At 70.7% G+C, this 26,829-nt stretch carries 31 protein-coding genes; 27 read left to right on the top strand and 4 right to left on the bottom strand.

What is annotated here, in order from left to right; genetic code table 11:
* Positions 1-10 precede the first annotated feature (10 nt).
* The 16 genes from rpsP (at position 11) to K4B79_RS38650 (ending at position 12,194) form a co-directional block, all read left to right on the top strand.
* Positions 11-430 carry a 30S ribosomal protein S16 gene (gene rpsP / locus K4B79_RS38725; RefSeq protein WP_232032120.1) on the top strand — a complete coding sequence of 140 codons (420 nt, stop codon included), beginning with the start codon at positions 11-13 and terminating at the stop codon, positions 428-430.
* 2 nt (positions 431-432) lie between these two features.
* Positions 433-672, top strand: a complete 240-nt coding sequence (locus K4B79_RS38720) for an RNA-binding protein (RefSeq protein WP_003973401.1) — start codon at positions 433-435, stop codon at positions 670-672.
* Positions 673-783: 111 nt separating this feature from the next.
* A complete protein-coding gene (gene rimM / locus K4B79_RS38715; protein WP_232032119.1) occupies positions 784-1,326 on the top strand; it encodes a ribosome maturation factor RimM in 543 nt (180 codons plus the stop codon).
* Between the two features lie 3 nt (positions 1,327-1,329).
* Positions 1,330-2,163, top strand: coding sequence for a tRNA (guanosine(37)-N1)-methyltransferase TrmD (gene trmD / locus K4B79_RS38710; RefSeq protein WP_232032118.1), 834 nt, complete (start codon positions 1,330-1,332; stop codon positions 2,161-2,163).
* Positions 2,164-2,296: 133 nt separating this feature from the next.
* Positions 2,297-2,647 carry a 50S ribosomal protein L19 gene (rplS, locus tag K4B79_RS38705; protein ID WP_010044485.1) on the top strand — a complete coding sequence of 117 codons (351 nt, stop codon included), beginning with the start codon at positions 2,297-2,299 and terminating at the stop codon, positions 2,645-2,647.
* Positions 2,648-2,694: 47 nt separating this feature from the next.
* Positions 2,695-3,426: a signal peptidase I gene (lepB, locus tag K4B79_RS38700; RefSeq protein WP_232032117.1), complete on the top strand. Its 732-nt coding sequence runs from the start codon at positions 2,695-2,697 to the stop codon at positions 3,424-3,426.
* A complete protein-coding gene (gene lepB / locus K4B79_RS38695) occupies positions 3,419-4,513 on the top strand; it encodes a signal peptidase I (RefSeq protein ID WP_232032116.1) in 1,095 nt (364 codons plus the stop codon). Before lepB (K4B79_RS38700) ends, lepB (K4B79_RS38695) begins: the two co-directional genes overlap by 8 nt.
* Positions 4,401-5,366 carry a signal peptidase I gene (lepB, locus tag K4B79_RS38690; protein WP_232032115.1) on the top strand — a complete coding sequence of 322 codons (966 nt, stop codon included), beginning with the start codon at positions 4,401-4,403 and terminating at the stop codon, positions 5,364-5,366. Before lepB (K4B79_RS38695) ends, lepB (K4B79_RS38690) begins: the two co-directional genes overlap by 113 nt.
* 133 nt (positions 5,367-5,499) lie before the next feature.
* The gene (lepB, locus tag K4B79_RS38685; protein ID WP_232032114.1) at positions 5,500-6,279 is read left to right on the top strand and encodes a signal peptidase I; all 780 of its coding nucleotides are present in this window, start codon (positions 5,500-5,502) and stop codon (positions 6,277-6,279) included.
* The gene (locus K4B79_RS38680; RefSeq protein ID WP_232032113.1) at positions 6,269-6,790 is read left to right on the top strand and encodes an NUDIX hydrolase; all 522 of its coding nucleotides are present in this window, start codon (positions 6,269-6,271) and stop codon (positions 6,788-6,790) included. Before lepB (K4B79_RS38685) ends, K4B79_RS38680 begins: the two co-directional genes overlap by 11 nt.
* Before the next feature lie 56 nt (positions 6,791-6,846).
* Positions 6,847-7,155, top strand: a complete 309-nt coding sequence (locus tag K4B79_RS38675; RefSeq protein ID WP_003965949.1) for a DUF2469 domain-containing protein — start codon at positions 6,847-6,849, stop codon at positions 7,153-7,155.
* A 107-nt stretch (positions 7,156-7,262) separates the two neighbouring features.
* Positions 7,263-7,625: a YraN family protein gene (locus tag K4B79_RS38670; protein ID WP_232032112.1), complete on the top strand. Its 363-nt coding sequence runs from the start codon at positions 7,263-7,265 to the stop codon at positions 7,623-7,625.
* A 1-nt stretch (position 7,626) separates the two neighbouring features.
* Positions 7,627-9,252 carry a YifB family Mg chelatase-like AAA ATPase gene (locus K4B79_RS38665; RefSeq protein ID WP_232032111.1) on the top strand — a complete coding sequence of 542 codons (1,626 nt, stop codon included), beginning with the start codon at positions 7,627-7,629 and terminating at the stop codon, positions 9,250-9,252.
* Positions 9,249-10,409 (top strand): DNA-processing protein DprA, encoded by a 1,161-nt coding sequence (gene dprA, locus K4B79_RS38660; protein WP_232032110.1) that lies wholly within the window; start codon positions 9,249-9,251, stop codon positions 10,407-10,409. Before K4B79_RS38665 ends, dprA begins: the two co-directional genes overlap by 4 nt.
* Before the next feature lie 291 nt (positions 10,410-10,700).
* Positions 10,701-11,543 carry an RNA polymerase sigma factor WhiG gene (whiG, locus tag K4B79_RS38655; protein ID WP_232032109.1) on the top strand — a complete coding sequence of 281 codons (843 nt, stop codon included), beginning with the start codon at positions 10,701-10,703 and terminating at the stop codon, positions 11,541-11,543.
* Between the two features lie 93 nt (positions 11,544-11,636).
* Positions 11,637-12,194, top strand: a complete 558-nt coding sequence (locus K4B79_RS38650; protein WP_232032171.1) for a TetR/AcrR family transcriptional regulator — start codon at positions 11,637-11,639, stop codon at positions 12,192-12,194.
* A 58-nt stretch (positions 12,195-12,252) separates the two neighbouring features.
* On the opposite strand, the gene K4B79_RS38645 is transcribed toward K4B79_RS38650, so the two are convergent.
* Positions 12,253-12,822: a M23 family metallopeptidase gene (locus K4B79_RS38645; RefSeq protein ID WP_232032108.1), complete on the bottom strand. Its 570-nt coding sequence runs from the start codon at positions 12,820-12,822 to the stop codon at positions 12,253-12,255.
* A gap of 293 nt (positions 12,823-13,115) precedes the next feature.
* On the opposite strand from K4B79_RS38645, the gene rpsB reads away from it, so the two are divergent.
* The 11 genes from rpsB (at position 13,116) to K4B79_RS38590 (ending at position 24,257) form a co-directional block, all read left to right on the top strand.
* Positions 13,116-14,051: a 30S ribosomal protein S2 gene (gene rpsB / locus K4B79_RS38640; protein ID WP_232032107.1), complete on the top strand. Its 936-nt coding sequence runs from the start codon at positions 13,116-13,118 to the stop codon at positions 14,049-14,051.
* A gap of 95 nt (positions 14,052-14,146) precedes the next feature.
* Positions 14,147-14,983 carry a translation elongation factor Ts gene (tsf, locus tag K4B79_RS38635; RefSeq protein WP_232032106.1) on the top strand — a complete coding sequence of 279 codons (837 nt, stop codon included), beginning with the start codon at positions 14,147-14,149 and terminating at the stop codon, positions 14,981-14,983.
* 189 nt (positions 14,984-15,172) lie between these two features.
* Positions 15,173-15,931 carry a UMP kinase gene (gene pyrH, locus K4B79_RS38630; RefSeq protein ID WP_067440483.1) on the top strand — a complete coding sequence of 253 codons (759 nt, stop codon included), beginning with the start codon at positions 15,173-15,175 and terminating at the stop codon, positions 15,929-15,931.
* Positions 15,932-16,061: 130 nt separating this feature from the next.
* Entirely contained in the window at positions 16,062-16,619 is a 558-nt protein-coding gene (frr, locus tag K4B79_RS38625) for a ribosome recycling factor (RefSeq protein WP_232032105.1), read from the top strand.
* Complete coding sequence (locus K4B79_RS38620) at positions 16,619-17,767, top strand: phosphatidate cytidylyltransferase (RefSeq protein WP_232032104.1); 1,149 nt, start codon at positions 16,619-16,621, stop codon at positions 17,765-17,767. Before frr ends, K4B79_RS38620 begins: the two co-directional genes overlap by 1 nt.
* Positions 17,768-17,954: 187 nt before the next feature.
* Positions 17,955-18,404, top strand: coding sequence for an SRPBCC family protein (locus K4B79_RS38615; RefSeq protein ID WP_232032103.1), 450 nt, complete (start codon positions 17,955-17,957; stop codon positions 18,402-18,404).
* 48 nt (positions 18,405-18,452) lie between these two features.
* Positions 18,453-19,559, top strand: a complete 1,107-nt coding sequence (gene rlmN / locus K4B79_RS38610) for a 23S rRNA (adenine(2503)-C(2))-methyltransferase RlmN (protein WP_232032102.1) — start codon at positions 18,453-18,455, stop codon at positions 19,557-19,559.
* A 126-nt stretch (positions 19,560-19,685) separates the two neighbouring features.
* Entirely contained in the window at positions 19,686-20,762 is a 1,077-nt protein-coding gene (locus K4B79_RS38605; RefSeq protein WP_232032101.1) for a thiamine ABC transporter substrate-binding protein, read from the top strand.
* Entirely contained in the window at positions 20,738-22,402 is a 1,665-nt protein-coding gene (locus K4B79_RS38600; protein ID WP_232032100.1) for an ABC transporter permease, read from the top strand. Before K4B79_RS38605 ends, K4B79_RS38600 begins: the two co-directional genes overlap by 25 nt.
* Complete coding sequence (locus tag K4B79_RS38595; RefSeq protein ID WP_232032098.1) at positions 22,403-23,449, top strand: ABC transporter ATP-binding protein; 1,047 nt, start codon at positions 22,403-22,405, stop codon at positions 23,447-23,449.
* A gap of 10 nt (positions 23,450-23,459) precedes the next feature.
* Positions 23,460-24,257 (top strand): maleylpyruvate isomerase family mycothiol-dependent enzyme, encoded by a 798-nt coding sequence (locus K4B79_RS38590; protein ID WP_232032096.1) that lies wholly within the window; start codon positions 23,460-23,462, stop codon positions 24,255-24,257.
* Positions 24,258-24,349: 92 nt separating this feature from the next.
* Here K4B79_RS38590 and K4B79_RS38585 read toward each other — a convergent pair whose 3' ends face one another.
* From K4B79_RS38585 to K4B79_RS38575, 3 genes are all read right to left on the bottom strand, one after another.
* A complete protein-coding gene (locus K4B79_RS38585; protein WP_232032094.1) occupies positions 24,350-25,036 on the bottom strand; it encodes an LAETG motif-containing sortase-dependent surface protein in 687 nt (228 codons plus the stop codon).
* Positions 25,037-25,183: 147 nt separating this feature from the next.
* Positions 25,184-26,305 (bottom strand): LOG family protein, encoded by a 1,122-nt coding sequence (locus tag K4B79_RS38580; RefSeq protein WP_232032092.1) that lies wholly within the window; start codon positions 26,303-26,305, stop codon positions 25,184-25,186.
* A 41-nt stretch (positions 26,306-26,346) separates the two neighbouring features.
* Positions 26,347-26,763: a VOC family protein gene (locus tag K4B79_RS38575; RefSeq protein ID WP_232032091.1), complete on the bottom strand. Its 417-nt coding sequence runs from the start codon at positions 26,761-26,763 to the stop codon at positions 26,347-26,349.
* Between the last annotated feature and the right edge of the window lie 66 nt (positions 26,764-26,829).

Below are 26,829 nucleotides of genomic sequence, written 5' to 3'. Positions count from 1 at the left end.
CACCACTTCCGTGGCAGTCAAGATCAAGCTGAAGCGTCTGGGCAAGATCCGCGCGCCTCACTACCGCATCGTTGTCGCCGACTCCCGCACGCGCCGTGACGGCCGTGCGATCGAGGAGATCGGTCTGTACCACCCGGTGCAGAACCCCTCGCGCATCGAGGTCGACGCCGACCGCGTCGCCTACTGGCTCGGTGTCGGCGCCCAGCCGACCGAGCCCGTGCTCGCCATCCTGAAGAAGACCGGCGACTGGCAGAAGTTCAAGGGCGAGCCCGCCCCGGCGCCGCTGCTCCAGCCGGCCGAGAAGGCGGCGCGTCCGTCCTTCGAGGCGCTCGGTGGCGACGACGAGGGCAAGGGTGAGGCGATCACCCAGAAGAAGAAGGCTGAGAAGAAGGACGAGGCTCCCGCCGAGTCCGCGTCGACCGAGGCCTGAGCATGCTCGAGGAGGCTCTCGAGCACCTCGTGAAGGGCATCGTCGACAATCCTGACGATGTGCAGGTCGCGTCGCGCAACCTGCGTCGCGGGCGTGTGCTGGAGGTCCGGGTCCACCCCGACGACCTCGGCAAGGTGATCGGCCGCAACGGCCGCACCGCACGCGCTCTGCGCACCGTCGTGGGCGCCATCGGCGGCCGTGGTGTCCGCGTCGACCTCGTCGACGTCGACCACGTCCGCTGACGCCAAACGCAGCACCGGCTCGGGCCGGGGAGGGCCACAGGGCCGTTCCCGGCCCGACGTCGTAAGGACGGCCGGTCGTAGGGACGGCCGTATGACAGGAGATCTAGAGAAGTGCAGCTGGTAGTCGCTCGCATCGGCCGCGCCCATGGCATCAAGGGCGAGGTCACCGTCGAGGTCCGCACCGACGAGCCGGAGCTCAGGCTCGCCCCCGGCGCCGTCCTGGCCACCGACCCGGCCGCCACCGGCCCGCTCACCATCGAGACGGGCCGCGTGCACAGCGGTCGCCTCCTGCTGCGCTTCGAAGGCGTCCGCGACCGGACCGCCGCCGAGGCGCTGCGCAACACCCTCCTGATCGCCGAGGTCGACCCGGAGGAGCTGCCCGAGGAGGAGGACGAGTACTACGACCACCAGCTCATGGATCTCGACGTCGTGACCAAGGACGGCGTCGAGGTGGGCCGGATCACAGAGATCTCGCACCTGCCCTCGCAGGACCTCTTCATCGTCGAGCGGCCCGACGGCAGCGAGGTGATGATCCCGTTCGTCGAGGAGATCGTCACCGAGATCGACCTGGAGGAGCAGAGGGCGGTCATCGACCCGCCCCCGGGACTCATCGACGACCAGGCGGAGATCGCCTCGTCGCGGGAAGAGTCGTAGCCGATGCGCCTCGACGTCGTCACGATCTTCCCCGAGTACCTCGAACCGCTGAACGTCTCCCTCGTGGGCAAGGCACGCGCGCGTGGCCAGCTGGACGTGCGGGTGCACGACCTGCGCGCGTGGACCTACGACCGCCACAACACCGTCGACGACACCCCGTACGGCGGCGGGCCCGGCATGGTCATGAAGACCGAGCCCTGGGGCGACGCGCTGGACTCCGTGCTGGCGGACGGCTACGAGGCGGGTTCCCACGCGCCCGCCCTCATCGTCCCCACCCCGAGCGGCCGCCCCTTCACCCAGGAACTCGCCGTGGAGCTCTCCGAGCGGCCCTGGCTGGTCTTCACGCCCGCCCGCTACGAGGGCATCGACCGCCGGGTCATCGACGAGTACGCGACCCGGATGCCGGTCTACGAGGTCTCCATCGGCGACTACGTCCTCGCCGGCGGCGAGGCGGCCGTGCTCGTCGTCACGGAGGCCGTGGCGCGGCTGCTGCCCGGAGTCCTGGGCAACGCCGAGTCCCACCGGGACGACTCCTTCGCGCCCGGCGCGATGGCCAACCTCCTGGAGGGCCCCGTCTACACCAAGCCGCCCGAGTGGCGCGGCCGCGGTGTCCCGGACCTGCTGCTCAGCGGGCACCACGGGAAGATCGCCCGCTGGCGGCGCGACGAGGCCCTTCGGCGGACGGCGGCCAACCGGCCCGACCTGATCGAGACCTGCGACCCCAAGGCCTTCGACAAGAAGGACCGCGAGATGCTCTCCATCCTGGGCTGGGCACCGGACCCCGAGGGCGAGCCGTACGGCCGATTTTGGCGCAGGCCAGAGGGCATGGAACAATAGGTCGCTGTTGTGCGCCGTCCGGCGTGCGCCCCTGCCACAGGGGGACACGACGCCCGCCCCGACGTGGACAGCATCCTTCAGAACATCTATCTCCCGTTGATGACCTGTGGCATCAGCGAAGAAAGCAGACGACATGTCTCACCTGCTCGACACCGTCGACTCCGCGTCGCTGCGCAGCGACGTCCCGGCCTTCCGCCCGGGTGACACGGTCAACGTCCACGTGCGCGTCATCGAGGGCAACCGCTCCCGTGTGCAGCAGTTCAAGGGCGTGGTCATCCGTCGCCAGGGCGCCGGTGTCCGCGAGACCTTCACGGTCCGCAAGGTCTCCTTCTCCGTCGGCGTCGAGCGCACCTTCCCGGTGCACACCCCGATCGTCGAGAAGATCGAGCTCGTCACCAAGGGTGACGTGCGTCGCGCCAAGCTGTACTACCTGCGCGAGCTGCGCGGTAAGGCCGCGAAGATCAAGGAGAAGCGCGAGAACTGATCTCGCGTTCAGGGGTCCGAGCAGGGGCCGGATAACATCTGGCCCCGATGGACACCGAAGCACAGCCGACGGAGCGCGACCGCTCCTCCCGCCCTTCCCCGACCGAGCAGACCTCGGCCGTGGAGGGACCGGAGGGCCGGTCGCGTTTCGCGTTGGTGTCCCGGCTCGCGGAATGGGTCCCCGGCGGCCGGATCACCCTGACGCTGCTGGTCTGCCTGCTCTTTCTGCTGCTGCTGAGCACCTTCGTGGCGCGGCCCTTCCAGATTCCCAGCGGATCCATGGAAAACGGATTGAGGATCGGGGACCGCGTTCTCGTAAATAAGTTGGCGTACCGTTTCGGTGCCGAACCGCTCCGCGGTGACGTGGTGGTGTTCGACGGAACTGGGTATTTCGGGGATGCGGACTACGTCAAACGCGTCGTGGGCGTGGGGGGCGACCACGTGGTCTGCTGTGACAAGGAGGGGAGGATCGAGGTGAACGGCCGGTCCGTCGACGAGTCGACGTTCCTGTACCCCGGCGACAGCCCGTCCTCGGTGCCTTTCGACGTCGTCGTGCCCGCGGGCACCCTGTTCGTCCTCGGCGACCACCGCAGCGACTCCAGCGACTCCCGCGACCACCTGGGCTCACCCGGCGGCGGCATGATCCCCGTCGGCGACGTCATCGGCCGGGCCGACTGGATCGTCTGGCCCGCGGGGCACGCGGCCCGTCTGCACCGCCCCGACGCCTACGCGCGCGTGCCCGCCCCCGGCGCGCGGACCCCGGCGGGCGCCCATGGGTAACCGTGGCAAACCGCGCGGCGCGTCGAGCAGCGCGGCCGACAACCTGCTGCCCACAGGGGCCCGGCGCACCGCCGGACCGGCCGGCGGCCGCAGCCGCGCCGAGCGGCGCAAGCTCCAGCGCAAGGTCAAGCGACGCCGCAGGCGCTCCGCGATCAAGGAGATACCGCTCCTCGTCGGCGTCGCGGTCCTCATAGCCCTCGTGCTGAAGACCTTCCTCGTCCAGGCGTTCGTGATCCCGTCCGGCTCGATGGAGCAGACGATCCGGATCGGCGACCGCGTCCTGGTCGACAAGTTCACCCCGTGGTTCGGCTCCAGGCCGACGCGCGGGGACGTCGTCGTCTTCAAGGACCCGGGCGGCTGGCTCCAGGACGAGCAGACGACCACGAAGAAGGAGGACCCCGTCGTCGTCAAGCAGGTCAAGGAAGGTCTCACCTTCATCGGTCTGCTGCCGTCCGACAACGAGAAGGACCTCATCAAGCGGGTCGTCGGCGTCGGCGGCGACCGCGTCAAGTGCTGCGACACTCAGGGGCGGGTCACGGTCAACGGCGTTCCCCTGAGCGAGACGGACTACCTCTACCCGGGGAACGCCCCCTCCACGACCGAGTTCGACATCACCGTCCCGCAGGGACGGCTGTGGGTCATGGGCGACCACCGCGCCAACTCCGCGGACTCGCGCGCCCACCAGGACACCGACTACGGCGGCACGGTCTCCGAGGACTCGGTGGTCGGCCGGGCCATGGTCATCGCCTGGCCGTTCGGCCACTGGACCTCGCTCAAGGAGCCGAAAACCTACGCTTCCGTCACCGACTCGGCATCCGGGGCGACCGCCACCGCTCCGCCGTCGCTTAGGGTTGCACCCGACAATCCGAATCGATCGATTCAACTCCCGAGCCCTGCGGAACTCCCGCTCGTTATGGGAGTGGTGGGCCTGCGCCGTGTCTGGGGCAGGCAGCGGCGCAGAGTAAGGAGTTGGCGTGGGGGATGTGGCGGTAGGCGCACGGTCCGGGCACGATGGCGAGGAACACCGCGGAGGATCCGCGGAGACTCCCGTCCAGGCCGCGGACGGCGCCGTGACCTCCGGGAATGACTCCGGGGCGCCCGAGGACGGCACGGTGAGCGAGCACAGCGGGACGGGCGACCAGGGGTCCGGCGGCTCGGCCCCCGGGCCGAAGAAGCCGCGCTCCTTCTGGAAGGAGCTGCCCATCCTGATCGGTATCGCGCTCGTGCTCGCGCTGCTGATCAAGACGTTCCTCGTGCAGGCGTTCTCGATCCCGTCCGACTCGATGCAGAACACCCTCCAGGAGGGTGACCGCGTCCTGGTCGACAAGCTGACCCCGTGGTTCGGTTCCGAGCCCGAGCGGGGCGAGGTGGTCGTCTTCCACGACCCGACCAACTGGCTGGTGGGCGAGGCGCCGCCCGAGCCGAACGCCTTTCAGACGGTCCTCAGCTGGGTCGGCCTGATGCCGTCCGCCGAGGAGAAGGACCTGATCAAGCGGGTCATCGGCGTGGGCGGCGACACCGTCTCCTGCGAGGGCAGCGGCCCGGTGAGGGTCAACGGCAAGGCGCTGAACGAGGCGTCGTACGTCTACCCGGGCAACACCCCGTGCAGCGTCGACGACCAGGGCGGCCAGTTCACGGTGAAGGTGCCCAAGGGCTTCATCTGGGTGATGGGCGACCACCGGCAGAACTCGCGGGACTCGCGCTACAACCAGAACGACAAGTACCACGGCATGGTGCCGGTCGACGAGGTCGTCGGGCGGGCCATCGTGAAGGCCTGGCCGATCAACCGCTGGGGCACACTGCCGGTCCCGGACACCTTCGGCCAGGACGGCCTGAACGCCGCCGCGCTCACGGTCGCGCCGAACGCCCTCGCCTTCGTCGGTGTGGTGCCGGTGGCGCTGTGGCGCCGCCGGAAGGCCGGGGCCGACGACAAGCGCTGAGCGCCCCCGATCGCCCGGCGGGGCGGGACGGTCCCCGGTTCGTCAAACCTTGCTAAAGCCTCGTCCGGCGGATGACCTTGGTCGGCCCGGAAGGGCTGACCGGGTCAGGTACCGCCGGGTAGGGTGCGGACCCATGGGTGGCGAGAGCACGACACGTACGGCCCCGCGCAGCGGAGGCACTGGCACGGGCCCGGTGGGCAGCCGGACCGGACGGATGGTGTCCGGAGTGGCCGTCGCACTGGGCTTTGTGCTGTTCGTCGCGGGATTCGCCTGGGGAGCGGTGCTCTACAGGCCCTACACCGTGCCCACCAGCTCGATGACGCCGACGATCGACGCCGGTGACCGGGTGCTCGCCGAGCGCGTGGACGGCGACGAGGTACGCCGGGGCGACGTCGTCGTCTTCAAGGACACCTCCTGGGTGACCAACGCCCTGGTCGTCAAGCGGGTCGTCGCCGTCGGCGGGGACACCGTGGCCTGCTGCACCGACGGCAGGCTGACCGTGAACGGCAAGCAGATCGACGAGCCGTATCTGCCCGCCGGCACCGCGGCCGAGATCTCGAACTTCCCGACCGTGACCGTGCCCAAGGGCCGGCTGTTCCTCCTCGGGGACGAGCGCCAGGGCTCCCTGGACTCCACGGCCCACCTCACCGACGCGGCCCAGGGCACGGTGGCGCAGAGCGCCGTGTCGGCCCGTGTGGACGCCGTCGTGTGGCCCATGAACGGCATGCTGCAGCGGCCCACCGGCTTCGAACCGCTCGGCGCGCTCTCCACGCCCGGGCCGCTGCGTCTGATCCTCACGCTGATCGTCGCGGGCGGGGTGCTGGTCCTCGCCGGCGGCGCGTACGGTCCGGTCGCCAAGCGGCTCGGGGGCCGCCGGTCCCCGGGGCGGACGGAGCCCGCCGGTGCCCACTGAGGCGGTGGACACCGGCTCCTTCGAGGGCGGCGGGCTGCGCAAGGTCGCCCGCGTGGTGCTGCTCGACCCGCGGGACCGCATCCTCCTGCTGCACGGCCACGAGCCGGACGACCCGGCCGACGACTGGTGGTTCACCCCCGGCGGCGGACTGGAGGGCGAGGAGACTCGTGAAGAGGCCGCGCTCAGGGAACTCGCCGAGGAGACCGGCATCACCGAGGTCGAGCTCGGCCCGGTGCTGTGGCGGCGGACGTGCTCCTTCCCGTTCGCGGGCCGCCGCTGGGACCAGGACGAGTGGTACTACCTGGCCCGTACCACCCAGACGGCCACCGTGCCCGTGGGCCTGACCGAACTGGAACGGCGCAGCGTCGCCGGAGCGCGCTGGCGGTCGTGTCGGGAACTGAGCCGGTCACATGAGACGGTGTATCCGACCAGACTCGCCGAGCTGTTGCAGAGGCTGCTCGACGAAGGTCCCCCGGCCGGGCCCGTGACCCTGGACACCGAAATCGTCTAGGGGCTCATGGGACTGGCGCACAATGGTGGGACCGCACGGCTGAAGGGGAACATGCCATGAGCGCCGAGGACCTCGAGAAGTACGAGACCGAGATGGAGCTCAAGCTCTACCGGGAGTACCGCGATGTCGTCGGTCTGTTCAAATACGTGATCGAGACCGAGCGGCGCTTCTATCTCACCAACGACTACGAGATGCAGGTCCACTCGGTCCAGGGTGAGGTGTTCTTCGAGGTGTCCATGGCGGACGCCTGGGTGTGGGACATGTACCGGCCGGCGCGGTTCGTGAAACAGGTGCGCGTGCTCACGTTCAAGGACGTGAACATCGAGGAGCTGAACAAGAGCGACCTGGAGCTTCCCGGCGGGTGAGCGTCCCTCGCCCGGGTGACGGAGTTATCCACAACCGGCGAGTAACCCACCAAGATCAACTCGGTGGGTCGGGATGCGTGATCGTCGGTGCCGGAGGTGGTGCCGACATGAACGCACGAAGCGCACTCGGCAAGTACGGCGAGACCCTGGCCGCGCGGCGGCTGGTCGAGGCCGGTATGACGGTCCTGGAGCGCAACTGGCGCTGCGGCAGGACGGGCGAGATCGACATCGTGGCCAGGGACGGCGACGTCCTGGTCGTCTGCGAGGTCAAGACACGGCGCGCGGGTCCCTTCGAGCACCCGATGGCCGCCGTGACCCCCGAGAAGGCCGAACGGCTCCGGGGCCTCGCCGAACGCTGGATCCAGGCCCACGGAGGCGCACCGCCGGGAGGTGTCCGCATCGACCTGGTCGGCGTCGTGCTGCCCAGCCGCGGCGCGCCCCGCGTCGAGCACGCGCGGGGGGTGGCCTGACATGGGATTCGCACGCACCTGTTCCGTGGCGCTCGTCGGTGTCGAGGGCGTGGTGGTCGAGGTCCAGGCCGACCTCGAACCGGGAGTCGCCGCGTTCACGCTGGTGGGGCTGCCGGACAAGAGCCTGACGGAGAGCCGGGACCGGGTCCGGGCGGCGGTGGTGAACGCCGGGGCGGAGTGGCCGCAGAAGAAGCTGACCGTGGGGCTCAGCCCCGCGTCGGTGCCCAAGGCGGGTTCGGGGTTCGACCTCGCCGTCGCGTGCGCGGTGCTCGGCGCCGCCGAGCGGATCGACCCGCGCGTCCTCGCCGACATCGTGATGATCGGGGAACTGGGCCTGGACGGGCGGGTGCGGCCGGTCCGGGGCATCCTGCCGGCGGTGCTCGCCGCGGCGGACTCCGGCTACGAACAGGTGGTCGTGCCCGAATGCGCCGCCGCCGAGGCCTCGCTGGTGCCGGGCGTGTCCGTGCTCGGGGTGCGCAGCCTGCGCCAGCTCATCGCGGTCCTCGCGGACGAGCCCGTGCCCGAGGAGGAACCGGTGGACGCCGGCCGTCCCGACCCGCTCCTCGCCGGACTGCGCGTACCGGGGACGGGCGCGGCCACCGGGATGCACAGCATGGGGGCCGCCCAGCTCGACCACGGCCACGACCTCTCCGACGTCGTCGGCCAGATCTCCGCCCGTACGGCGGTGGAGGTCTCGGCGGCGGGCGGGCACCACCTGTTCCTGGAAGGACCGCCCGGCGCCGGGAAGACCATGCTGGCGGAGCGCCTGCCCGCCATTCTGCCCAGGCTCAGCCGGCAGGAGTCGCTGGAGGTCACGGCCGTGCACTCGGTGGCGGGCCTGCTGCCCCCGGGCAAACCGCTGATCGACGTCGCCCCGTACTGCGCGCCGCACCACTCGGCCACCATGCAGGCGCTGGTCGGCGGCGGCCAGGGCATCGCACGGCCCGGGGCGGTCTCGCTCTCCCACCGGGGAGTGCTCTTCCTGGACGAGACCCCCGAGTTCAACAGCCAGGCCCTGGACGCCCTGCGGCAGCCCCTGGAGGCGGGGCACGTGGTGATCGCGCGCAGTGCGGGCGTCGTGCGCTTCCCGGCGAGGTTCCTGATGGTCCTCGCGGCCAATCCCTGCCCGTGCGGTCGCTTCTCCGTCACCAACGACCTGTGCGAGTGCCCGCCCTCGGCGATCCGGCGCTACCAGGCCAGGCTGTCCGGTCCGCTCCTCGACCGGGTCGACCTCAGGGTCGAGGTGGACCGCGTCACCCGCGCCGAACTGGCGGGGTGCGCGGCGCGGGGAGAGTCCACGGCGACGGTGGCCGACCGGGTGCGGGAGGCCAGGGCGCGGGCGGCGGCCCGTCTGGCCGGCACTCCGTGGCGCACCAACAGCGAGGTCCCCGGCCGTGAGCTGCGCAGTCGATGGCACCCCGCGTCCGGGGCCATGGACGAGGCGGAACGGAACCTGGAGCGGGGCGTGCTGACCGCCCGGGGGCTCGACCGGGTCCTGCGGGTGGCCTGGACCGTCGCCGACCTGGTCGGCCACGAGCGCCCGGACGCGACGGACGTGGCGCTGGCCCTGCAACTGCGCACGGGGGTGCCGCGCGGTGTGCCCATGGCCATCGGGGCGCTGACGTGAGCATCGGCGACGCCCCGGACACCGAGGTGCTCGGCCGGGTCTTTCTCGCGCGGGTGATCGAGCCCGGTGACGAGGTCGCCGGGCGGTGGGTGCGGGAGTTCGGGGTGGGGGAGGTGGTGCGGCGGCTACGGGCGGGGCAGGACGCTCTGCCCGGGGTGAGCGGGAAGCGCTGGGCCGGACTGCTGGCCAGGGCCGGGCGGGCCGAGCCGGAGCGGGATCTCGCCGTGGCGCGGGAGGCCGGGGTGCGGTTCGTGGCGCCGGGGGACGGCGAGTGGCCGGGGCAGCTCGACGATCTCGGGGACGCGCGTCCCCTGGGGCTGTGGGTACGGGGCCGGGCCAGTCTGCGGATGTGGGCGCTGCGGTCGGTGGCCGTGGTCGGCGCCCGCGCCTGCACCGAGTACGGCGCCCACATGGCGGCCACGCTCGCCGCCGGCCTCGCCGAGCGCGGCTGGGTCGTGGTCTCCGGCGGTGCCTACGGTGTCGACGGCGCCGCCCACCGCGGTGCCCTCGGGGCCGGCGGTGCCACCGTCGCCGTCCTCGCCTGCGGTGTCGACCGGCCCTACCCGCGCGGACACACGCAGTTGATCAGCAGGCTCGCGGAACAGGGGCTGGTGGTGGGGGAGTTGCCGCCCGGCGACCATCCGACACCCAGCAGGTTCGTGCTGCGCAACCGGGTGATCGCGGCGCTCACCCGGGGCACCGTGGTCGTCGAGGCGGCGCACCGGAGCGGTTCGCTCGTCACGGCACGGGCGGCGCAGCGATTGGGCCGTCACACGATAGGGGTGCCCGGGCCGGCCACCAGCGGTCTGTCGGCGGGCGTGCACGAACTCCTGCGGCAGGACGCGGTGCTGGTCACGGACGCCGCCGACGTCGTCGAACTGGTCGGCGACATGGGGGAGCTGGCTCCGGACCGCCGCGGGCCCGTGCTCCCCCGCGACCTGCTGGAGGCGCCGGCCCGACGGGTCCTGGCCGCGCTGCCCGGGCCCCGGGCGGCGACCGTGGAGGAGATCGCGCGCGGTGCGCTGACCACCGAGGACGACGCGATCGCGAGACTGTACGAACTCCGATCACTTGGTTACGTCGAACGACACGGCGACGGCTGGAAGTTGACACGCCAGGCGATGATCTCCGTACAGGGAGGTCGACGTGAGTGTTGACCGGGGGTGTTCGGCCGTCCGGGGGAACCCTGACGCCCTTGTGAATCACCGCAGTTGACGCGATTCCGCCCTCACGCGCGGAGAGGGACATGACTCGGCGGGGCGGTCAGCGGAACGTATCTGCGCATCGGTCGGGCCACCTTCTTCGCTCACCGCGACACTCCAGTCACGCTACGCTCACGAGGATTCCGACGCAGACCACCAACTCGGCATCAGACCGACAGCTCACCCAGGCAGTGCCGCTCCACGGCAGTTCACGGCACTTCACGGCAGAACGGCACAAGGCGACGAATGCCCCAGCACACCTCCGGGTCCGACCGGGCGGCGATCCCCCCAGCCGCCCGCGAGGGTGGCAGCGTGCGACCGCCCGCTCCCTCGACGCTCGACGAGCTGTGGCGGTCGTACAAGTCGACGGGGGACGAGCGGCTGCGCGAGCAGCTGATCCTGCACTACTCACCGCTGGTGAAGTACGTGGCGGGACGGGTCAGCGTCGGGCTGCCGCCCAATGTGGAACAGGCCGACTTCGTCTCGTCGGGGGTGTTCGGGCTGATCGACGCGATCGAGAAGTTCGACATCGACCGGGAGATCAAGTTCGAGACCTACGCGATCACGCGGATCCGGGGCGCGATGATCGACGAGCTGCGGGCGCTGGACTGGATCCCGCGGTCGGTGCGGCAGAAGGCGCGCAACGTCGAGCGGGCGTACGCGACGCTGGAGGCGAAGCTCAGGCGGACGCCGAGCGAGGGCGAGGTGGCCGCCGAGATGGGGATCGCGGTGGACGACCTCCATGCCGTCTTCAGCCAGTTGTCGCTGGCCAACGTGGTGGCCCTGGAGGAGCTGCTGCACGTCGGCGGTGAGGGTGGCGACCGGCTGAGCCTCATGGACACGCTGGAGGACACCGCCGCCGACAACCCCGTCGAGGTGGCCGAGGACCGGGAGCTCCGGCGGTTCCTGGCACGGGCGATCAACACGCTGCCCGAGCGGGAGAAGACCGTCGTGACGCTGTACTACTACGAGGGACTCACGCTCGCCGAGATCGGCAACGTGCTCGGTGTCACCGAGAGCCGGGTCAGTCAGATCCACACCAAGTCCGTGCTCCAGCTGCGGGCGAAACTGGCTGGCTTCGGTCGGTGACCTGGCCGGATGAAGTCCGGTCGGGGCAGTGACTCCCGTCCGGGGTGGTCCGTCCGTAGAGTGTTTGACGTGCCAAGGATTCGAGCGGCCTCCGTGGCCGAGCACCGGTCGATGCAGCGAGCCGCCCTGCTGGACGCGGCTCGTTCCCTGTTGTCCGAGGGTGGGACGGAGGCGCTGACCTTCCCCGCCCTCGCCGAGCGGACGGGCCTCGCGCGGTCGTCCGTGTACGAGTACTTCCGGTCGCGGGCCGCCGTGGTCGAGGAGCTGTGCGCGGTCGACTTTCCGGTCTGGGCGGCGGAGGTCGAGGCGGCGATGGCCGCGGCCGAAGGGCCGGAGGCCAAGGTCGAGGCGTATGTGAGGCAGCAGCTGACGCTGGTCGGGGACCGGCGGCACCGGGCCGTGGTGGCGATCTCCGCGAGTGAGCTGGACGCGGGGGCCCGGGAGAAGATCCGGGCGGCGCACGGCGGGCTCGTCGCGATGATCGTCGAGGCGCTCGGGGAGATGGGACACGGGCAGCCCCGGATGGCGGCGATGCTGCTCCAGGGAGTGGTGGACGCGGCCGTGCGGCGGATCGAGCTGGGAGCCGCGGAGGAGCCGTCCGTGATCGTCGAGGCCGCGGTGTCCATGGCGTTGCGGGGCGTGCGGGGCTGAGGCGCATGGTGGGCCCGGGGCGTGTGGGGCTGAGGCACGTGGCGGCCCCGGGGCGCGGTCAGGGCAGGGGGACTCCCAGCACCGGCAGCAGTCTTGAAGGACCCCGGCGCAGGAGCCACGGCGGGAGCAGGGACAGCGGGTCCAGGTAGGTGTCGCCCCTGCGCAGGCCCCAGTGCACGCAGGTGGCCGTGCAGTGCGAGCCCGTCGGTTCCACCCACCCGATGACCTCGCCCGCCGTCACCTCGGCGCCTTTCTCGACGCCCGCTCTCACCGGTTCGTACGTCGTCCGCAGGTCCGTGCCGGTCAGGGCGACCGAGACCACCGCCTTGCCCGCGACCCGGCCCGCGAAGGACACCCGGCCCGCCGCCACCGCCCGTACCGGTGTCCCGGCGGGGGCCGCCAGGTCCACACCGCGGTGGCCCCGGCCGTAGACCGTCGCCGGGGGTTCCCAGCCCCGTAGGACCGGGGGACGGGTGCCCACCGGCCAGGTGCGGGCCAGGGCCGGCACCGGGACGTCCGTGCCGGTCGGCTTCAGCAGGGCCGGCGCCTGGGGCGCGCGGAGCGGAAGCGCCGCCAGAACCAGCAGCAGCAACCCCAGCGCCGTACCCGCACATCGTTTCGCTCGCATGCCGGAACCGTCCCGCACCCGGCCGCGTCCCGGCCGGGACCTGTGGACAACTCCCCGGTTGTGGACAGCGGCGTCACCCGGAACCCAGCGGCGTCACCCGGCACCTCGCGGGTCCCGTACACTTCTTCTGGCGATCCGGGTCACCGGGTCGACTTCGCACGCCCCGACACGAGGCCGTCACACGGTCGGTGTCAGCGCCTCTCGGTCCCTAGCGGCAAGGCGCGTCGCGGGCGTCAGGCGTGGGTGCCGGCCGGTACCCACGGCACAACCGAGAACAACCAAGGAGAACGGCCATGGCCGTCGTCACGATGCGGGAGCTGCTGGAAAGCGGCGTCCACTTCGGTCACCAGACCCGTCGTTGGAACCCGAAGATGAAGCGCTTCATCTTCACGGAGCGCAACGGCATCTACATCATCGACCTGCTCCAGTCGCTGTCGTACATCGACCGCGCCTACGAGTTCGTCAAGGAGACCGTCGCCCACGGCGGCACGGTCATGTTCGTCGGCACGAAGAAGCAGGCGCAGGAGGCCATCGCCGAGCAGGCCACCCGCGTCGGCATGCCCTACGTCAACCAGCGCTGGCTGGGCGGCATGCTCACCAACTTCTCGACCGTCTACAAGCGTCTGCAGCGCCTCAAGGAGCTCGAGCAGATCGACTTCGAGGACGTCGCCGCGTCGGGTCTCACCAAGAAGGAGCTTCTCGTGCTCTCGCGCGAGAAGGCCAAGCTGGAGAAGACCCTCGGTGGTATCCGCGAGATGTCCAAGGTTCCCAGCGCCGTCTGGATCGTGGACACCAAGAAGGAGCACATCGCGGTCGGTGAGGCCCGGAAGCTCAACATCCCGGTCGTCGCCATCCTCGACACCAACTGCGACCCCGACGAGGTCGACTACAAGATCCCCGGCAACGACGACGCGATCCGCTCCGTCACGTTGCTCACCCGTGTGATCGCGGACGCGGTCGCCGAGGGCCTCATCTCCCGCTCCGGTGTCGCCACCGAGGGCAAGGGCGACAAGGCCGCGGGCGAGCCGCTGGCCGCGTGGGAGCGCGACCTGCTCGAGGGCGAGAAGAAGGCCGACGAGGCCGAGGCTCCCGCCGCCGAGGCCGCTGCTGAGGCTCCGGCCGACGAGACCCCCGCCGCCGAGGCTCCGGTCGCCGAGGCCGCCGCTGAGGCTCCGGCCGACGAGGCTCCGGCCGCTGAGGCCCCCGCCGCGGACGCCGAGCAGGCCTGACCCCTCACCACCTTCGGGTTCTGGACGGCGGGGGCCCACGAAGCCCCCGCCGTCCGGCCCGTAGATCTTCAGACTTCGAGAGAGATTCCACAATCATGGCGAACTACACCGCCGCCGACGTCAAGAAGCTCCGGGAGCTCACCGGCGCCGGCATGATGGACTGCAAGAAGGCGCTGGACGAGGCCGAGGGCAACGTCGACAAGGCCGTCGAGGCGCTCCGTATCAAGGGCCAGAAGGGCGTCGCCAAGCGCGAGGGCCGCTCCGCCGAGAACGGCGCCGTGGTCTCCGTCATCGCCGACGACAACACCTCCGGTGTCATCGTCGAGCTGAAGTGCGAGACGGACTTCGTCGCCAAGGGTGACAAGTTCCAGGCCGTCGCCAACCAGATCGCCGAGCACGTCGCCAAGACGGCCCCGGCCGACCTCGACGCCCTGCTCGCCTCCGAGATCGAGGCCGGCAAGACCGTCCAGGCGTTCGTGGACGAGGCCAACGCCAACCTCGGCGAGAAGATCGTCCTGGACCGCTTCGCGCAGTTCGCCGACGGCTTCGTGTTCGCCTACATGCACCGCACCATGCCCGACCTGCCCCCGCAGATCGGTGTCCTGGTCGAGCTGGACAAGGCCGACGCCGACCTCGCCAAGGGTGTCGCCCAGCACATCGCCGCCTTCGCGCCGAAGTACCTCGCCAAGGAGGACGTGCCGGCCGAGGTCGTCGAGTCCGAGCGTCGTATCGCCGAGGAGACCACCCGCGCCGAGGGCAAGCCCGAGGCCGCGATCGCCAAGATCGTCGAGGGTCGTGTCAACGGCTTCTTCAAGGACGCCACGCTGCTCGGCCAGCCGTACGCGCTCGACCCCAAGAAGTCGGTCCAGAAGGTTCTGGACGAGGCGGGTGTCACCCTGAAGCGCTTCACGCGCATCAAGGTCGGCATCTGAGTCCGTGCCGCGATCGGCGCGCGACCCCGATAGGGTCGGGTGCAGTCGTCCGGTACGCCGTCACGCGCGCGCGTGACGGGCGACAGCAGATCTGACGAGGAGGCCATTGCCGCGCATGGGTTGCGACCGACACCCCACCGGCAGTGGCCTTCTTCGTATGTGCACCACGTGAAAGAGGCGGGATCCTCCATGACCACCAAGCCCCAGAAGAGCGACGACGGCAAAGTACGCGGCCGGTTTCTGCTGAAGCTGTCCGGAGAGGCCTTCGCCGGTGGCGGGGGTCTCGGTGTCGACCCCGACGTGGTGCACAAGATCGCCCGCGAGATCGCGGCCGTCGTGCGCGACGGCGCCCAGATCGCGGTCGTCATCGGCGGCGGCAACTTCTTCCGTGGTGCCGAACTCCAGCAGCGCGGCATGGACCGGGCCCGCTCGGACTACATGGGCATGCTCGGCACCGTGATGAACTGCCTCGCCCTCCAGGACTTCCTGGAGAAGGAGGGCATCGACAGCCGGGTGCAGACCGCCATCACCATGGGCCAGGTCGCCGAGCCGTACATCCCGCTGCGGGCCGTGCGCCACCTGGAGAAGGGCCGTGTGGTCATCTTCGGCGCCGGTATGGGCATGCCGTACTTCTCCACCGACACCACCGCCGCCCAGCGCGCCCTGGAGATCGACGCCGAGGCGCTGCTGATGGGCAAGAACGGCGTGGACGGGGTCTACGACTCCGACCCGAAGGCCAACCCGGACGCGGTCAAGTTCGACGCCCTCGGCTACGGCGAGGTCATCACCCGCGACCTCAAGGTCGCCGACGCCACCGCCGTCACACTGTGCCGCGACAACAAGCTCCCGATCGTGGTCTTCGAGCTTCTGACGGAGGGCAATATCGCGCGCGCCGTCAAGGGTGAGAAGATCGGCACGCTTGTGGGTGACCAAGTCAGCCAGGGCTGATGACCCTGACCGGGGGATGGACAATGTTCTGCCGGTCGGGAACCGTGCAGGAAGAAGACGCGACGCAGCCGGCCGCCGCCCCACCATGGAACCGCAGCCGGGCCTCACTCAAGACACGCAGGAGCAAGTGGTGATCGAAGAGACCCTCCTCGAGGCCGAGGAGAAGATGGAGAAGGCCGTCGTGGTCGCCAAGGAGGACTTCGCCGCGATCCGCACCGGCCGTGCGCACCCGGCGATGTTCAACAAGATCGTGGCCGACTACTACGGTGCGCCGACGCCGATCAACCAGCTGGCTTCGTTCTCCGTGCCGGAGCCGCGCATGGCCGTGGTGACCCCGTTCGACAAGACCGCCCTGCGCAACATCGAGCAGGCGATCCGCGACTCCGACCTGGGCGTCAACCCCAGCAACGACGGCAACATCATCCGGGTGGTGTTCCCCGAGCTCACCGAGGAGCGCCGCCGCGACTACATCAAGGTCGCCAAGGGCAAGGCCGAGGACGCGCGCGTGTCCATCCGCTCGGTCCGCCGCAAGGCCAAGGACGCGATCGACAAGCTGGTCAAGGACGGCGAGATCGGTGAGGACGAGGGCCGCCGTGCGGAGAAGGAACTCGACGACGCGACGCACAAGTACGTCGCTCAGGTGGACGAGCTCCTGAAGCACAAGGAAGCGGAGCTGCTCGAGGTCTGATGAACGACTCTTCCTGGGGGGCGCCGCCACAAGCCGGGTACTGGGGGCCGTCCGACCAGGGGCCTGTCCAGGGGGCTGCCCCGGCGGGTCCCGCGTACGATGCGCCTGAGGCGCAGCAGACTCGCCCCATGCCCATCGTGCCCGACGGACCCGCCGTACCCCGATACGGCGACGACCAGGATGACGACCGGGGGGCCGCTCGGCTGAGCGGCCCCTTGTTCCGCGACGACACGTTCCGCAACGACACCCCGTCGGCGCAGCCCCGTGCGGCGGCGCCGCAGAATCCGGAGCCCATGCCCGACGCCTCGCAGCCGGCGTCCGCGCCGCAGAAGAAGAGCGCGGGCCGTGATCTGGGTGCGGCCATAGGGGTCGGCGTCGGGCTCGGCGCGGTGATCGTCGCGTCGCTGTTCGTCGTCAAGGCCGTGTTCGTCGGCGTGATAGCGGTCGCCGTCGTGGTGGGCCTGTGGGAACTGACCAGGCGGCTGGAGGAGCGCAAGGGCATCCGGGCGCCCCTCGTGCCGCTGGCACTGGGCGGTGCCGCGATGGTCGTCGCCGGATACGTCCGGGGCGCCGAGGGCGCGTGGGTCGCCATGGCGCTCACGGCACTCGCGGTGCTGGTCTGGCGGATGACGGAACCGCCGGAGGGCTATCTCAAGGACGTCACGGCGGGTGTCTTCGCCGCCTTCTACGTCCCGTTCCTGGCCACCTTCGTCGCCATGATGCTCACCGCCGACGACGGGGCGAGCCGCGTTCTGACGTTCCTGCTCCTCACGGTCGTCAGCGACACCGGCGCGTACGCCGTCGGCTGGCGCTTCGGCAGGCACAAGCTCGCTCCGCGCATCAGCCCCGGCAAGACCCGCGAAGGGCTGCTCGGTGCGGTGTCGTTCGCCATGGTGGCGGGCGCGCTGTGCATGGAGTTCCTGATCGACGACGGCACGTGGTGGCAGGGCCTGCTCCTGGGCCTCGCGGTCGCGGCCAGCGCCACGCTCGGCGACCTCGGCGAGTCGATGATCAAGCGGGACCTGGGCATCAAGGACATGGGCACTCTGCTCCCCGGCCACGGCGGCATCATGGACCGGCTGGACTCGCTGTTGCCCACGGCTCCGGTGGTGTGGCTGCTGCTGGTGCTGTTCGTCGGCTCCGGCTGAGCGGGGTCCACGAGGCTTGAGCGAGCGGTATCCACGAGGTTGGCGCGGGCCCCCGTCCTGTCCAGGGCGGGGGCCCGTGTCCTGTCCCGGAGCGGGGCCCGTTCGCCATGGCTCCCCGGGCGGTCGAGTGGGAGGATTTCCCTGGAGGCCCTCGCAGGGGGGACCACTCTCGAAGGGGGCGGGCACCATGTCCGACTTCCGTGAATCGATCGACATCGACCGCAGCCCCGCAGACGTCTGGGACTACGTCGTCGACTCCTCCCACATCCCCGAATGGCAGGCGAGCGCGGTCTCGGTCGAGCCGCTCACCGAAGGGCCGGTCGGCGTCGGCTCCCGGGTCCGCGTGATCCGGCACATCGGCCGTCGGGAGATCCCGATGACCATGGAGTACACCGAGTACGACCCACCGCACGCCTGGGGGCTGCAGGGCGTCGACGGCCCGATCCGCGGACACGTCCACGGTGAGATCGACCCCATCGACGACGGCCGCCACTCCCGGGTCACCATCGAGCTCGACTTCGAGGGCAAGGGGATCGGCAAGGTCCTGCTGCCCCTCGTCGTCCGCCCCCAGATCCGCAAGGAGCTGCCGCTCAACGAGCGCACACTGAAGGAGCGCCTGGAGCGGGACGTGGCGTAGACCACGCCGGGCAGGGCATCGGTGTGGATCTGCGACACTGGTATGACCATGCCCAAGCCCGGAGAACTCACCTTTGTCGCGCCGCGCGGAGCCCAGAAGCCGCCGCGGCACCTCGCCGATCTCACGCCTGCCGAGCGCAAGGAGGCGGTGGCCGAGATCGGGGAGAAGCCGTTTCGTGCCAAGCAGCTCTCGCAGCACTACTTCGCGCGGTACGCGCACGACCCGGCGGAGTGGACCGACATCCCGGCCGGGTCGAGGGGCAGGCTCCAGGAGGCGCTGCTTCCGGAGCTGATGACCGTCGTACGGCATCTGTCGACCGACGAGGGCACCACCCGCAAGACGCTGTGGCGGATGTTCGACGGGACGCTGGTCGAGTCGGTGCTCATGCGGTACCCGGACCGGGTGACCATGTGCATCAGCTCGCAGGCGGGGTGCGGGATGAACTGCCCGTTCTGCGCGACCGGGCAGGCGGGGCTGGACCGGAATCTGTCGACCGCCGAGATCGTGCACCAGATCGTGGACGGGATGCGGGCGCTCAGGGACGGCGAGGTGCCCGGCGGGCCCGCCCGGCTCTCCAACATCGTCTTCATGGGGATGGGCGAGCCGCTCGCCAACTACAAGCGGGTCGTCGGTGCCGTCAGGGCGCTCACCGACCCCGCTCCGGACGGGCTCGGGCTCTCGCAGCGCGGGATCACCGTCTCGACGGTCGGACTCGTCCCGGCGATCCACCGGTTCGCCGACGAGGGCTTCAAGTGCCGGCTCGCGATCTCGCTGCACGCCCCGGACGACGAACTGCGCGACACCCTCGTCCCCGTGAACACGCGGTGGAAGGTGCGCGAGGTGCTGGACGCCGGTTTCGAGTACGTCGAGAAGAGCGGGCGTCGGCTGTCCATCGAGTACGCCCTCATCCGCGACATCAACGACCAGGCCTGGCGGGGCGACCGGCTCGGGCGGCTGCTCAAGGGCAAGCCCGTGCACGTCAACCTCATCCCGCTGAACCCGACCCCGGGCTCGAAGTGGACCGCGTCCCGGCCCGAGGACGAGAAGGCGTTCGTCGAGGCGATCGCCGCCCATGGTGTGCCGGTGACGATCCGGGACACCCGTGGTCAGGAGATCGACGGGGCGTGTGGTCAGCTGGCGGCCACCGAGCGGTAATCTTCACCTGTACGAACATCTTCATATCCGACAGGGGAGCGCATCAGCGCTGAGAGTGCGGCAACCGGGCCGCAGACCCTCTGAACCTCGCCCAGGTCATTCTGGGTAGGAAGTTCGGTCATCACCGTGAACATCAAGAAGTACTGTGCTGTCCTCGTGGGCCTCGGCCTGGTCACGCTGTCCGCGTGCGGCTCGTCCTCCGACAGCGGGGACGGCGGCGACTCCAAGACCGTCACCCTCGTCAGCCACGACTCATGGGCCGTGTCGAAGAACATCCTCGCGGACTTCGAGAAGCGGTCCGGCTACAAGGTCCGGGTCCTCAAGGACGGCGACGCCGGACAGGCCGTCAACAAGGCCATCCTGACCAAGGACAACCCCCAGGGCGACGTCTTCTTCGGCGTCGACAACACGCTGCTCTCCCGGGCGCTGGACAACGGTCTCTTCCAGTCCTACGAGGCGAAGGGCTCCGATCTGGTCCGGCCCAAGTACCGGGTCGACCAGGACAAGCACCGGGTCACGCCCGTCGACACCGGCGACATCTGCGTCAACTACGACAAGGCCTACTTCAGCGAGAAGAAGCTGGCCCCGCCGGCCTCCTTCGACGACCTGGTCAAGCCCGCGTACAAGAACCTCCTCGTCACCGAGAACGCCTCCACCTCCTCGCCGGGCCTCGGCTTCCTCCTCGGGAGCGCCGCGAAGTACGGCGACGACGGCTGGCAGGACTACTGGAAGAAGCTCAAGGCCAACGGCGTGAAGGTCGTCGACGGCTGGGAGCAGGCCTACAACGAGGAGTTCTCCGGCTCCTCCACCGGCAAGAAGGCCGGTGGCGACCGGCCGCTCGTCGTGTCCTACGCCTCCTCGCCGCCCGCCGAGGTCATCTACGCCGACCCGAAGCCGACGACCGCGCCCACCGGGGTCGCCGAGGGCACCTGCTTCCGGCAGGTCGAGTACGCGGGGCTGCTGAGCAACGCGGGGAACAGCAAGGGCGGCAAGGCGTTCCTCGACTTCCTGCTCGGCAAGGAGTTCCAGGACGACATGCCGCTCAACATGTTCGTGTACCCGGTGCGGGAGGGCGCCCAGGTGCCCGAGGAGTTCGTGAAGTTCGGGCCGCAGGCCAAGGATCCCGAGACCATGGACCCGGCGAGGATCGCCGAGCACCGTGACGACTGGGTCAAGTCGTGGACCTCGCTCGTACTGAAGTAGGGCCACGCCGGAAGGGGACCGCGGCGCGGTTCGGCCTCGTCGCCGTGCCCGTCGCGTTCTTCGCGGTCTTCTTCGCCTACCCCGTCGCCGCGATCGTCGCGCGCGGACTCAAGGTCGACGGGGTCTGGCGGCTCGGGCGCATCGCGGACGTGCTCGGGCAGTCCGACGTCCGGCACGTCCTGTGGTTCACCACCTGGCAGGCGCTCGTCTCCACCGCGCTCACCCTGCTGGTGGCACTGCCCGGCGCGTACGTCTTCGCGCGCTTCACCTTCCCCGGCAAGCAGGTCCTGCGGGCCGTCGTGACGGTGCCGTTCGTGCTGCCGACGGTCGTCGTCGGTACGGCGTTCCTGGCGCTGGTCGGGCGCGGCGGACTCCTCGACGAGTTGTGGGGCGTACGCCTGGACACCACCGTGTGGGCGATCCTGCTCGCGCACGTCTTCTTCAACTACGCGGTGGTCGTCCGGACCGTCGGCGGGCTCTGGGCCCAGCTGGATCCACGGCAGGAGGAGGCCGCGCGGATGCTCGGGGCGTCCCGGGCGCGGGCCTGGCGGCAGGTGACCCTGCCCGCGCTGGCGCCCGCGGTGGCCGCCGCCGCGCTGATGGTGTTCCTGTTCACCTTCACCTCCTTCGGTGTGGTGCAGATCCTCGGCGGTCCGACCTTCTCGACCCTTGAGGTGGAGATCTACCGGCAGACCTCGGAGATCTTCGACCTGTCCACGGCCGCCGTGCTGACGATGGTCCAGTTCGTCGCGGTGGGCGCGGTCCTCGCCCTGCACGCGTGGACCGTACGGCGACGGGAGAGCACGCTGCGGCTGGTGGACGCGGCCACGACCGCGCGCCGGCCGCACGGGGCCGGGCAGTGGGCGCTGCTGGCCGGGGTGCTCGCCTCGATCGCCGTGCTGCTCCTGCTGCCGCTCGCCGTGCTGGTGCAGAGGTCGCTGGACGCGCCCGACTTCGCCTACTACCGGGCCCTGACCAGCGACGAGGGCGGAATCTTCCTGGTCCCGCCGATCGAGGCGATCGGCAACTCGCTCCAGTACGCCGTCGCCGCCACCGCCATCGCCGTGCTGATCGGGGGTCTCGCGGCCGCCGCGCTGACCCGGCGGGACGCGGGCCGGTTCGTACAGGGCTTCGACGCGCTGCTGATGCTGCCGCTCGGGGTGTCCGCGGTGACCGTCGGGTTCGGGTTCCTGATCGCGCTGGACGAGCCGCCGCTGGACCTGAGGTCCTCGTGGATCCTGGTGCCGCTCGCGCAGGCGCTGGTCGGCGTCCCCTTCGTCGTACGGACCATGCTGCCCGTGCTGCGGGCCGTGGACGAGCGGCTGCGGGAGGCGGCGGCCGTGCTCGGGGCGTCGCCCTGGCGGGTGTGGCGGGAGGTCGACCTGCCGATGGTGCGGCGGGCGCTGCTGATCGCGGCCGGGTTCGCCTTCGCGGTGTCGCTGGGGGAGTTCGGGGCCACGGTGTTCATCGCGCGGCCCGACAACCCGACCCTGCCGGTCGCCGTGGCGCGGCTGCTCGGGCGGCCCGGCGAGCTCAACTACGGGCAGGCGATGGCCCTGTCGACGATTCTGATGATCGTGTGTGCCGTGGCGCTGCTGGTGCTGGAACGGCTGCGCACCGACCGGACCGGGGAGTTCTAGATGCGCCCACCCCTGCTCAGCCTCGCGGACGCGACGGTACGGTTCGGCGGCCGGGCCGTGCTGGACGGGGTCGGCCTCGATGTCGCCGAGCACGAGATCGTGTGCGTGCTGGGGCCCAGCGGCAGCGGCAAGTCGACGTTGCTGCGGGCGGTGGCCGGACTGCAGCCCCTGGACGCGGGGAGGGTGTCGCTCGACGGGCGCGACCAGGCGGGCGTGCCCGCGCACAGGCGGGGCGTCGGCCTGATGTTCCAGGACCACCAGCTGTTCCCGCAGCGGGACGTGGGCGGCAATGTCGCCTTCGGGCTGCGGATGCACGGCGTATCACGACCCCAACAGCAGGAGCGGGTACGGGAGTTGCTCGACCTCGTCGGGCTGCCGGGCGCCGCACGGAGGGCCGTGGCCGCGCTGTCCGGCGGTGAGCAGCAGCGGGTGGCGCTGGCCCGGGCCCTCGCACCCCGGCCGCGGCTGCTGATGCTCGACGAGCCGCTCGGCCAGCTGGACCGCTCGCTGCGGGAGCGGCTGGTGGTCGAACTGCGGGAGCTGTTCGGCCGGTTGGGCACGACCGTGCTCGCCGTCACCCACGACCAGGGCGAGGCGTTCGCGCTCGCCGACCGGGTGGTGGTGATGCGGGACGGGCGGATCGCCCAGTCCGGTACGCCCCTTGAGGTCTGGCAGCGCCCCGCGGACGAGTTCGTGGCCCGCTTCCTCGGCTTCGAGAACGTGGTCGAGGGCACCGTCGCCGGGGAGGCCGCGGACACGCCCTGGGGCAAGCTGCCCGTCCCCGCGGGCGAGGAGGCGGGGGCGCGCACGCTGCTCGTACGGCCCGCCGGAGTACGGCTGGTGGCGGCCGACGCGGGCCTGCGCTGCACGGTGGCCGCGCGGACCTTCAAGGGCACCCATGTGGCCGTACACCTTCAGCCTCGGGACGACGGGCCGCGCCTGGAGGCGGCGTGCGCGCTGCGGGAGGCGCCGGAGGTCGGGGACGTGGTCGGAGTCGCGTTCGACGCGGCCGAAATCGTGGTGCTGGGGCGGGGCGCCCGCCCCTAGGGTGCGAGGCATGACGCTACTCGCCCATGACCGTTACTGTGACGAGATCGCTCACCAGGTCGGCCAGCTGAGAGCGCTGGTGACCTCCGGGGCGGATCTCTCCGCCACCGTGCCGACCTGCCCGGACTGGTCGCTGGAGGAGCTCGTACGGCACACGGGGGGCGCCCTGCGCTGGGTCGAGCTGATGGTGCGGACACGGGCCGAGGAGGAGATCCCCGAGGAGCGGGTGCCGCTGGGCGACGGTCCCCAGGCGCGGGGTGATGCCGGCGTGCTGGACGCCTGGCTCGCCGAGACCGGCGAGATGCTCGTCGACGCGCTGCGGGAGGCCGGGCCCGACGCCAAGGTGTGGGGCTGGGCCGGGATCCTCAACGCCGGGTTCTGGGCCCGTCGTATGACGCACGAGCTCACCATCCACCGCGCCGACGCCGTGTTCGCCGCCGGGCTGCCCTACGAGGTCGCTCCGGAGGTGGCCGCCGACGCGATCGACGAATGGCTCCAGATCGTGGAGTTCGTGCAGCGGACCGAACCGCACGACGCGGCGAGGGAGCTGCGGGGGCCCGGCCGCAGCATCCACCTGCACGCCACCGACACCGCGCCCGAGATCAACGCCGAGTGGGTGATCGAGCTCACCGAGGACGTCCTCGTCTGGCGTCGCGGCCACGAGAAGGCGACGGTCGCGCTCAGGGGGCCGCTCACCGCCGTACTGCTCGCCTTCTACCGGCGGCTGCCGCTGGACAGTGCGGAGGTGGAGGTGCTCGGCGAGCGCGAGCTGCTGGAGTTCTGGCTGGAGCGGGCGAGCTTCGGCTGAGTCCTCGGGGCCGTCCCGCACGACGGGCCGCCCCGCACGACGGTGGCCCGCCCCCGTGGTGGGGACGGGCCACAGCCTGTGGTGCGCGCGGGTCAGCGACCGTTGCTCGCGCCGCGACGGCGCATGCCGAAGAACACGGCACCGCCACCGAGGGCGACCAGGGCCACCGCGATGCCGGCGATGATCGGCGTGTTGGAGTTCGCACCGGTCTCGGCGAGGTTGGAGTCACCGGCCGCCGGGGACGGGGCGTTGCTCGGGACGTTCCCGGCCGGGGAGGGGCTCTCCGGGGCCGACGGGGTCGGGGTGCCGGGCTCCTCGGCCGGGGTCGAGGCGGAGTCCGACGGGGTCGGGGTGGGCGTGGGGGTCGGGGTGTCCTCGGTCTTGCAGGCCGTGGACGGGGTCGTCAGGTTCGGCGTGATGTCCTCGTCCACGTAGGACGCGGCCTTCACGTGGATGCGGTACTCGGCGTTCGGCTGCCAGTCCTCCGCGAAGGTGATCGTGGTGCCCTCGCGGGTGCCCTTGACCACCTGCTCGCCGATCTTCTTGACGTCGGCGCCGTTGTTCTCGAGGAACACCGAGACGGTGGCCGGGATGCCCGCGGGGTCCACGTCCGTGACGGTGATGACGCCCTTGTCTCCGTCGCACTTGGCTTCGGCGGAGAACTCGTTGATGTTGCAGGCAAGCGCGTTGCCCGAGGCACCGAGCGCGATCGCGGCCGTGGCGGTGGCGACACCGAGGATGCGCGCGGAACGTGCGACGGTACGGCGAGTTATGGACACTTTTGTCCTTTACAAGTTGCGCAACTGCGGGGGGTGGGCGGGGTGTTGATGGAACACCAACATCCCCAGGAGGTTCACAGGTCTATAAGTGCCACATAAGTACTGTCAATGCGGAAGCGGCCTGGGAGCGGTTGCTTTGCTCTCTTATTAATCTCCGAGACGTTTCAACGCCTCCGGAACCTCCTCGATCCGGTCGACCAGGGCGATCCGGGACTCCATCGACCGCTCCCGCGCCAGCGCCTGGAGAAGCGGCCACGTCGGCAGTCTCTCCGTCCAGTGCGCGCGGTTCACGAGCACCATCGGCGTGGGCTCGCCCCGGGACTCGTAGTAGTTCGGCGTCGCGTTGTCGAAGATCTCCTGCACGGTGCCGGCGGCGCCCGGCAGGAACACCACGCCCGCGGTGGAGCGGGCCAACAGGCCGTCCTCGCGGGTGGCGTTGGCGAAGTACTTGGCGATGTGCGAGGCGAAGGCGTTCGGCGGTTCGTGGCCGTAGAACCAGGTCGGGATGCCGACCGAGCCGCCGCCCCCGGGCCAGCGGCCGCGGACCTCGAAGGCGGCGCGCGCCCAGTCCGTGATCGAGGGCGTGAACGACGGTGCCGCGGCGAGGAGTTCGCAGGCATCGTCGAGCATGGCGTCCTCGAACGGGGCGGCGTACGCCCCGAGGTTCGCCGCCTCCATCGCGCCCGGTCCGCCGCCCGTGGCGACGGTGAACCCGGCGCGCGTCAGCTCCCGGCCCAGGCGGGCGGCACCGGCGTACCGCTCCGTGCCGCGGGCCATCGCGTGGCCGCCCATCACGCCCACCACTCGAGCACCGCGCAGGAGTTCGTCGAGCGCGTCGGAGACGGAGTCGTCGTGGACGGAGCGCAGCATCGACGCGTAGATGTCGCCGTCGGCCCTGGTCCGCTGGAACCAGGCGTAGGCGAGGGCGTCCGGTGTCTCCTCGTAGCCCTTGTCGAGGCCGGTGAACAACTCGCCCGGCGTGTAGAGCAGTCCGCGGTACGGATCGAAGGGGAGCTCCGGGACGGGCGGGAAGACCAGGGCGCCGTCCGAGCGGATCTTCGCCGCCGCGTTCTCCCGCATCGGGCAGCCGAGGAAGACGGCGCCGGCGGTGTCGGTGGCGAGCAACTCCCGGGTCCGGTCGGTCAGATCGACGGCCTGGACACGGAATCCGGCGAGGGTGCCGCGGGCCGAGACGGTCGCGTCGAACTCCTCCAGCGTCTCGATCTCACGGTCGTCGTGGTGGGCCGCATGGGCGGGGCTGGTCTGCACCCGCCCATGCTAGGCACGTCCGTCGCCCGCACGGGCGGGGATCAGCCCTCGACGGCGGCCGGGTCCATCCACACGACCTCCCAGGTGTGGCCGTCCGGGTCGTCGAAGGAACGGCCGTACATGAAACCGTGGTCCTGGGTCTCGCCCGCCGGGCCGCCACCCGCCGCGAACGCCTTCTCGACCAGCTCGTCGACCTTCTCGCGGCTCTCGGCGCTCAGCGCGATCAGCACCTCGCTGCTCTGCTTCGCGTCCACGATCGCCTTCTTCGTGAACTCGGCGTAGCGCGCCTTGGTGTGCACCATCGCGACGATGGTCTCGCTGATCACGACGGAGGCGGTGTTCTCGTCGCTGAACTGGGCGTTGATCTCGAAGCCGAGCTCCGTGAAGAACTTCTTCGAGGTGTCGAGGTCGTTCACGGCCAGGTTCACGAAGATCATCTGCTGGTACGTCGCGGTCATCTCGGTATCTCCCATCGGGTGGTGATGTTCGGTGGGTAGACCAGCGTCTCGTACGGAACTCATCGG

Source organism: Streptomyces lincolnensis (assembly GCF_021173675.1).
GTDB classification, from domain to species: domain Bacteria; phylum Actinomycetota; class Actinomycetes; order Streptomycetales; family Streptomycetaceae; genus Streptomyces; species Streptomyces lincolnensis_B.
The sequence above is the reverse complement of the archived record's forward strand: the minus strand, read 5'-3'. Positions and strand labels throughout refer to the sequence as shown.

Coding starts and splice junctions, on each gene's coding strand:
- whiG (WP_232032109.1), top strand. CDS start 10,701: ATGCCCCAGCACACCTCCGGGTCCGACCGGGCGGCGATCCCCCCAGCC.
- K4B79_RS38615 (WP_232032103.1), top strand. CDS start 17,955: ATGTCCGACTTCCGTGAATCGATCGACATCGACCGCAGCCCCGCAGAC.
- K4B79_RS38665 (WP_232032111.1), top strand. CDS start 7,627: ATGGGATTCGCACGCACCTGTTCCGTGGCGCTCGTCGGTGTCGAGGGC.
- lepB (WP_232032116.1), top strand. CDS start 3,419: ATGGGTAACCGTGGCAAACCGCGCGGCGCGTCGAGCAGCGCGGCCGAC.
- trmD (WP_232032118.1), top strand. CDS start 1,330: ATGCGCCTCGACGTCGTCACGATCTTCCCCGAGTACCTCGAACCGCTG.
- pyrH (WP_067440483.1), top strand. CDS start 15,173: ATGACCACCAAGCCCCAGAAGAGCGACGACGGCAAAGTACGCGGCCGG.
- K4B79_RS38675 (WP_003965949.1), top strand. CDS start 6,847: ATGAGCGCCGAGGACCTCGAGAAGTACGAGACCGAGATGGAGCTCAAG.
- K4B79_RS38720 (WP_003973401.1), top strand. CDS start 433: ATGCTCGAGGAGGCTCTCGAGCACCTCGTGAAGGGCATCGTCGACAAT.
- K4B79_RS38620 (WP_232032104.1), top strand. CDS start 16,619: ATGAACGACTCTTCCTGGGGGGCGCCGCCACAAGCCGGGTACTGGGGG.
- K4B79_RS38645 (WP_232032108.1), bottom strand. CDS start 12,822: ATGCGAGCGAAACGATGTGCGGGTACGGCGCTGGGGTTGCTGCTGCTG.
- K4B79_RS38670 (WP_232032112.1), top strand. CDS start 7,263: ATGAACGCACGAAGCGCACTCGGCAAGTACGGCGAGACCCTGGCCGCG.
- K4B79_RS38575 (WP_232032091.1), bottom strand. CDS start 26,763: ATGACCGCGACGTACCAGCAGATGATCTTCGTGAACCTGGCCGTGAAC.
- lepB (WP_232032114.1), top strand. CDS start 5,500: ATGGGTGGCGAGAGCACGACACGTACGGCCCCGCGCAGCGGAGGCACT.
- rpsB (WP_232032107.1), top strand. CDS start 13,116: ATGGCCGTCGTCACGATGCGGGAGCTGCTGGAAAGCGGCGTCCACTTC.
- rlmN (WP_232032102.1), top strand. CDS start 18,453: ATGCCCAAGCCCGGAGAACTCACCTTTGTCGCGCCGCGCGGAGCCCAG.
- K4B79_RS38590 (WP_232032096.1), top strand. CDS start 23,460: ATGACGCTACTCGCCCATGACCGTTACTGTGACGAGATCGCTCACCAG.
- K4B79_RS38595 (WP_232032098.1), top strand. CDS start 22,403: ATGCGCCCACCCCTGCTCAGCCTCGCGGACGCGACGGTACGGTTCGGC.
- tsf (WP_232032106.1), top strand. CDS start 14,147: ATGGCGAACTACACCGCCGCCGACGTCAAGAAGCTCCGGGAGCTCACC.
- lepB (WP_232032117.1), top strand. CDS start 2,695: ATGGACACCGAAGCACAGCCGACGGAGCGCGACCGCTCCTCCCGCCCT.
- rplS (WP_010044485.1), top strand. CDS start 2,297: ATGTCTCACCTGCTCGACACCGTCGACTCCGCGTCGCTGCGCAGCGAC.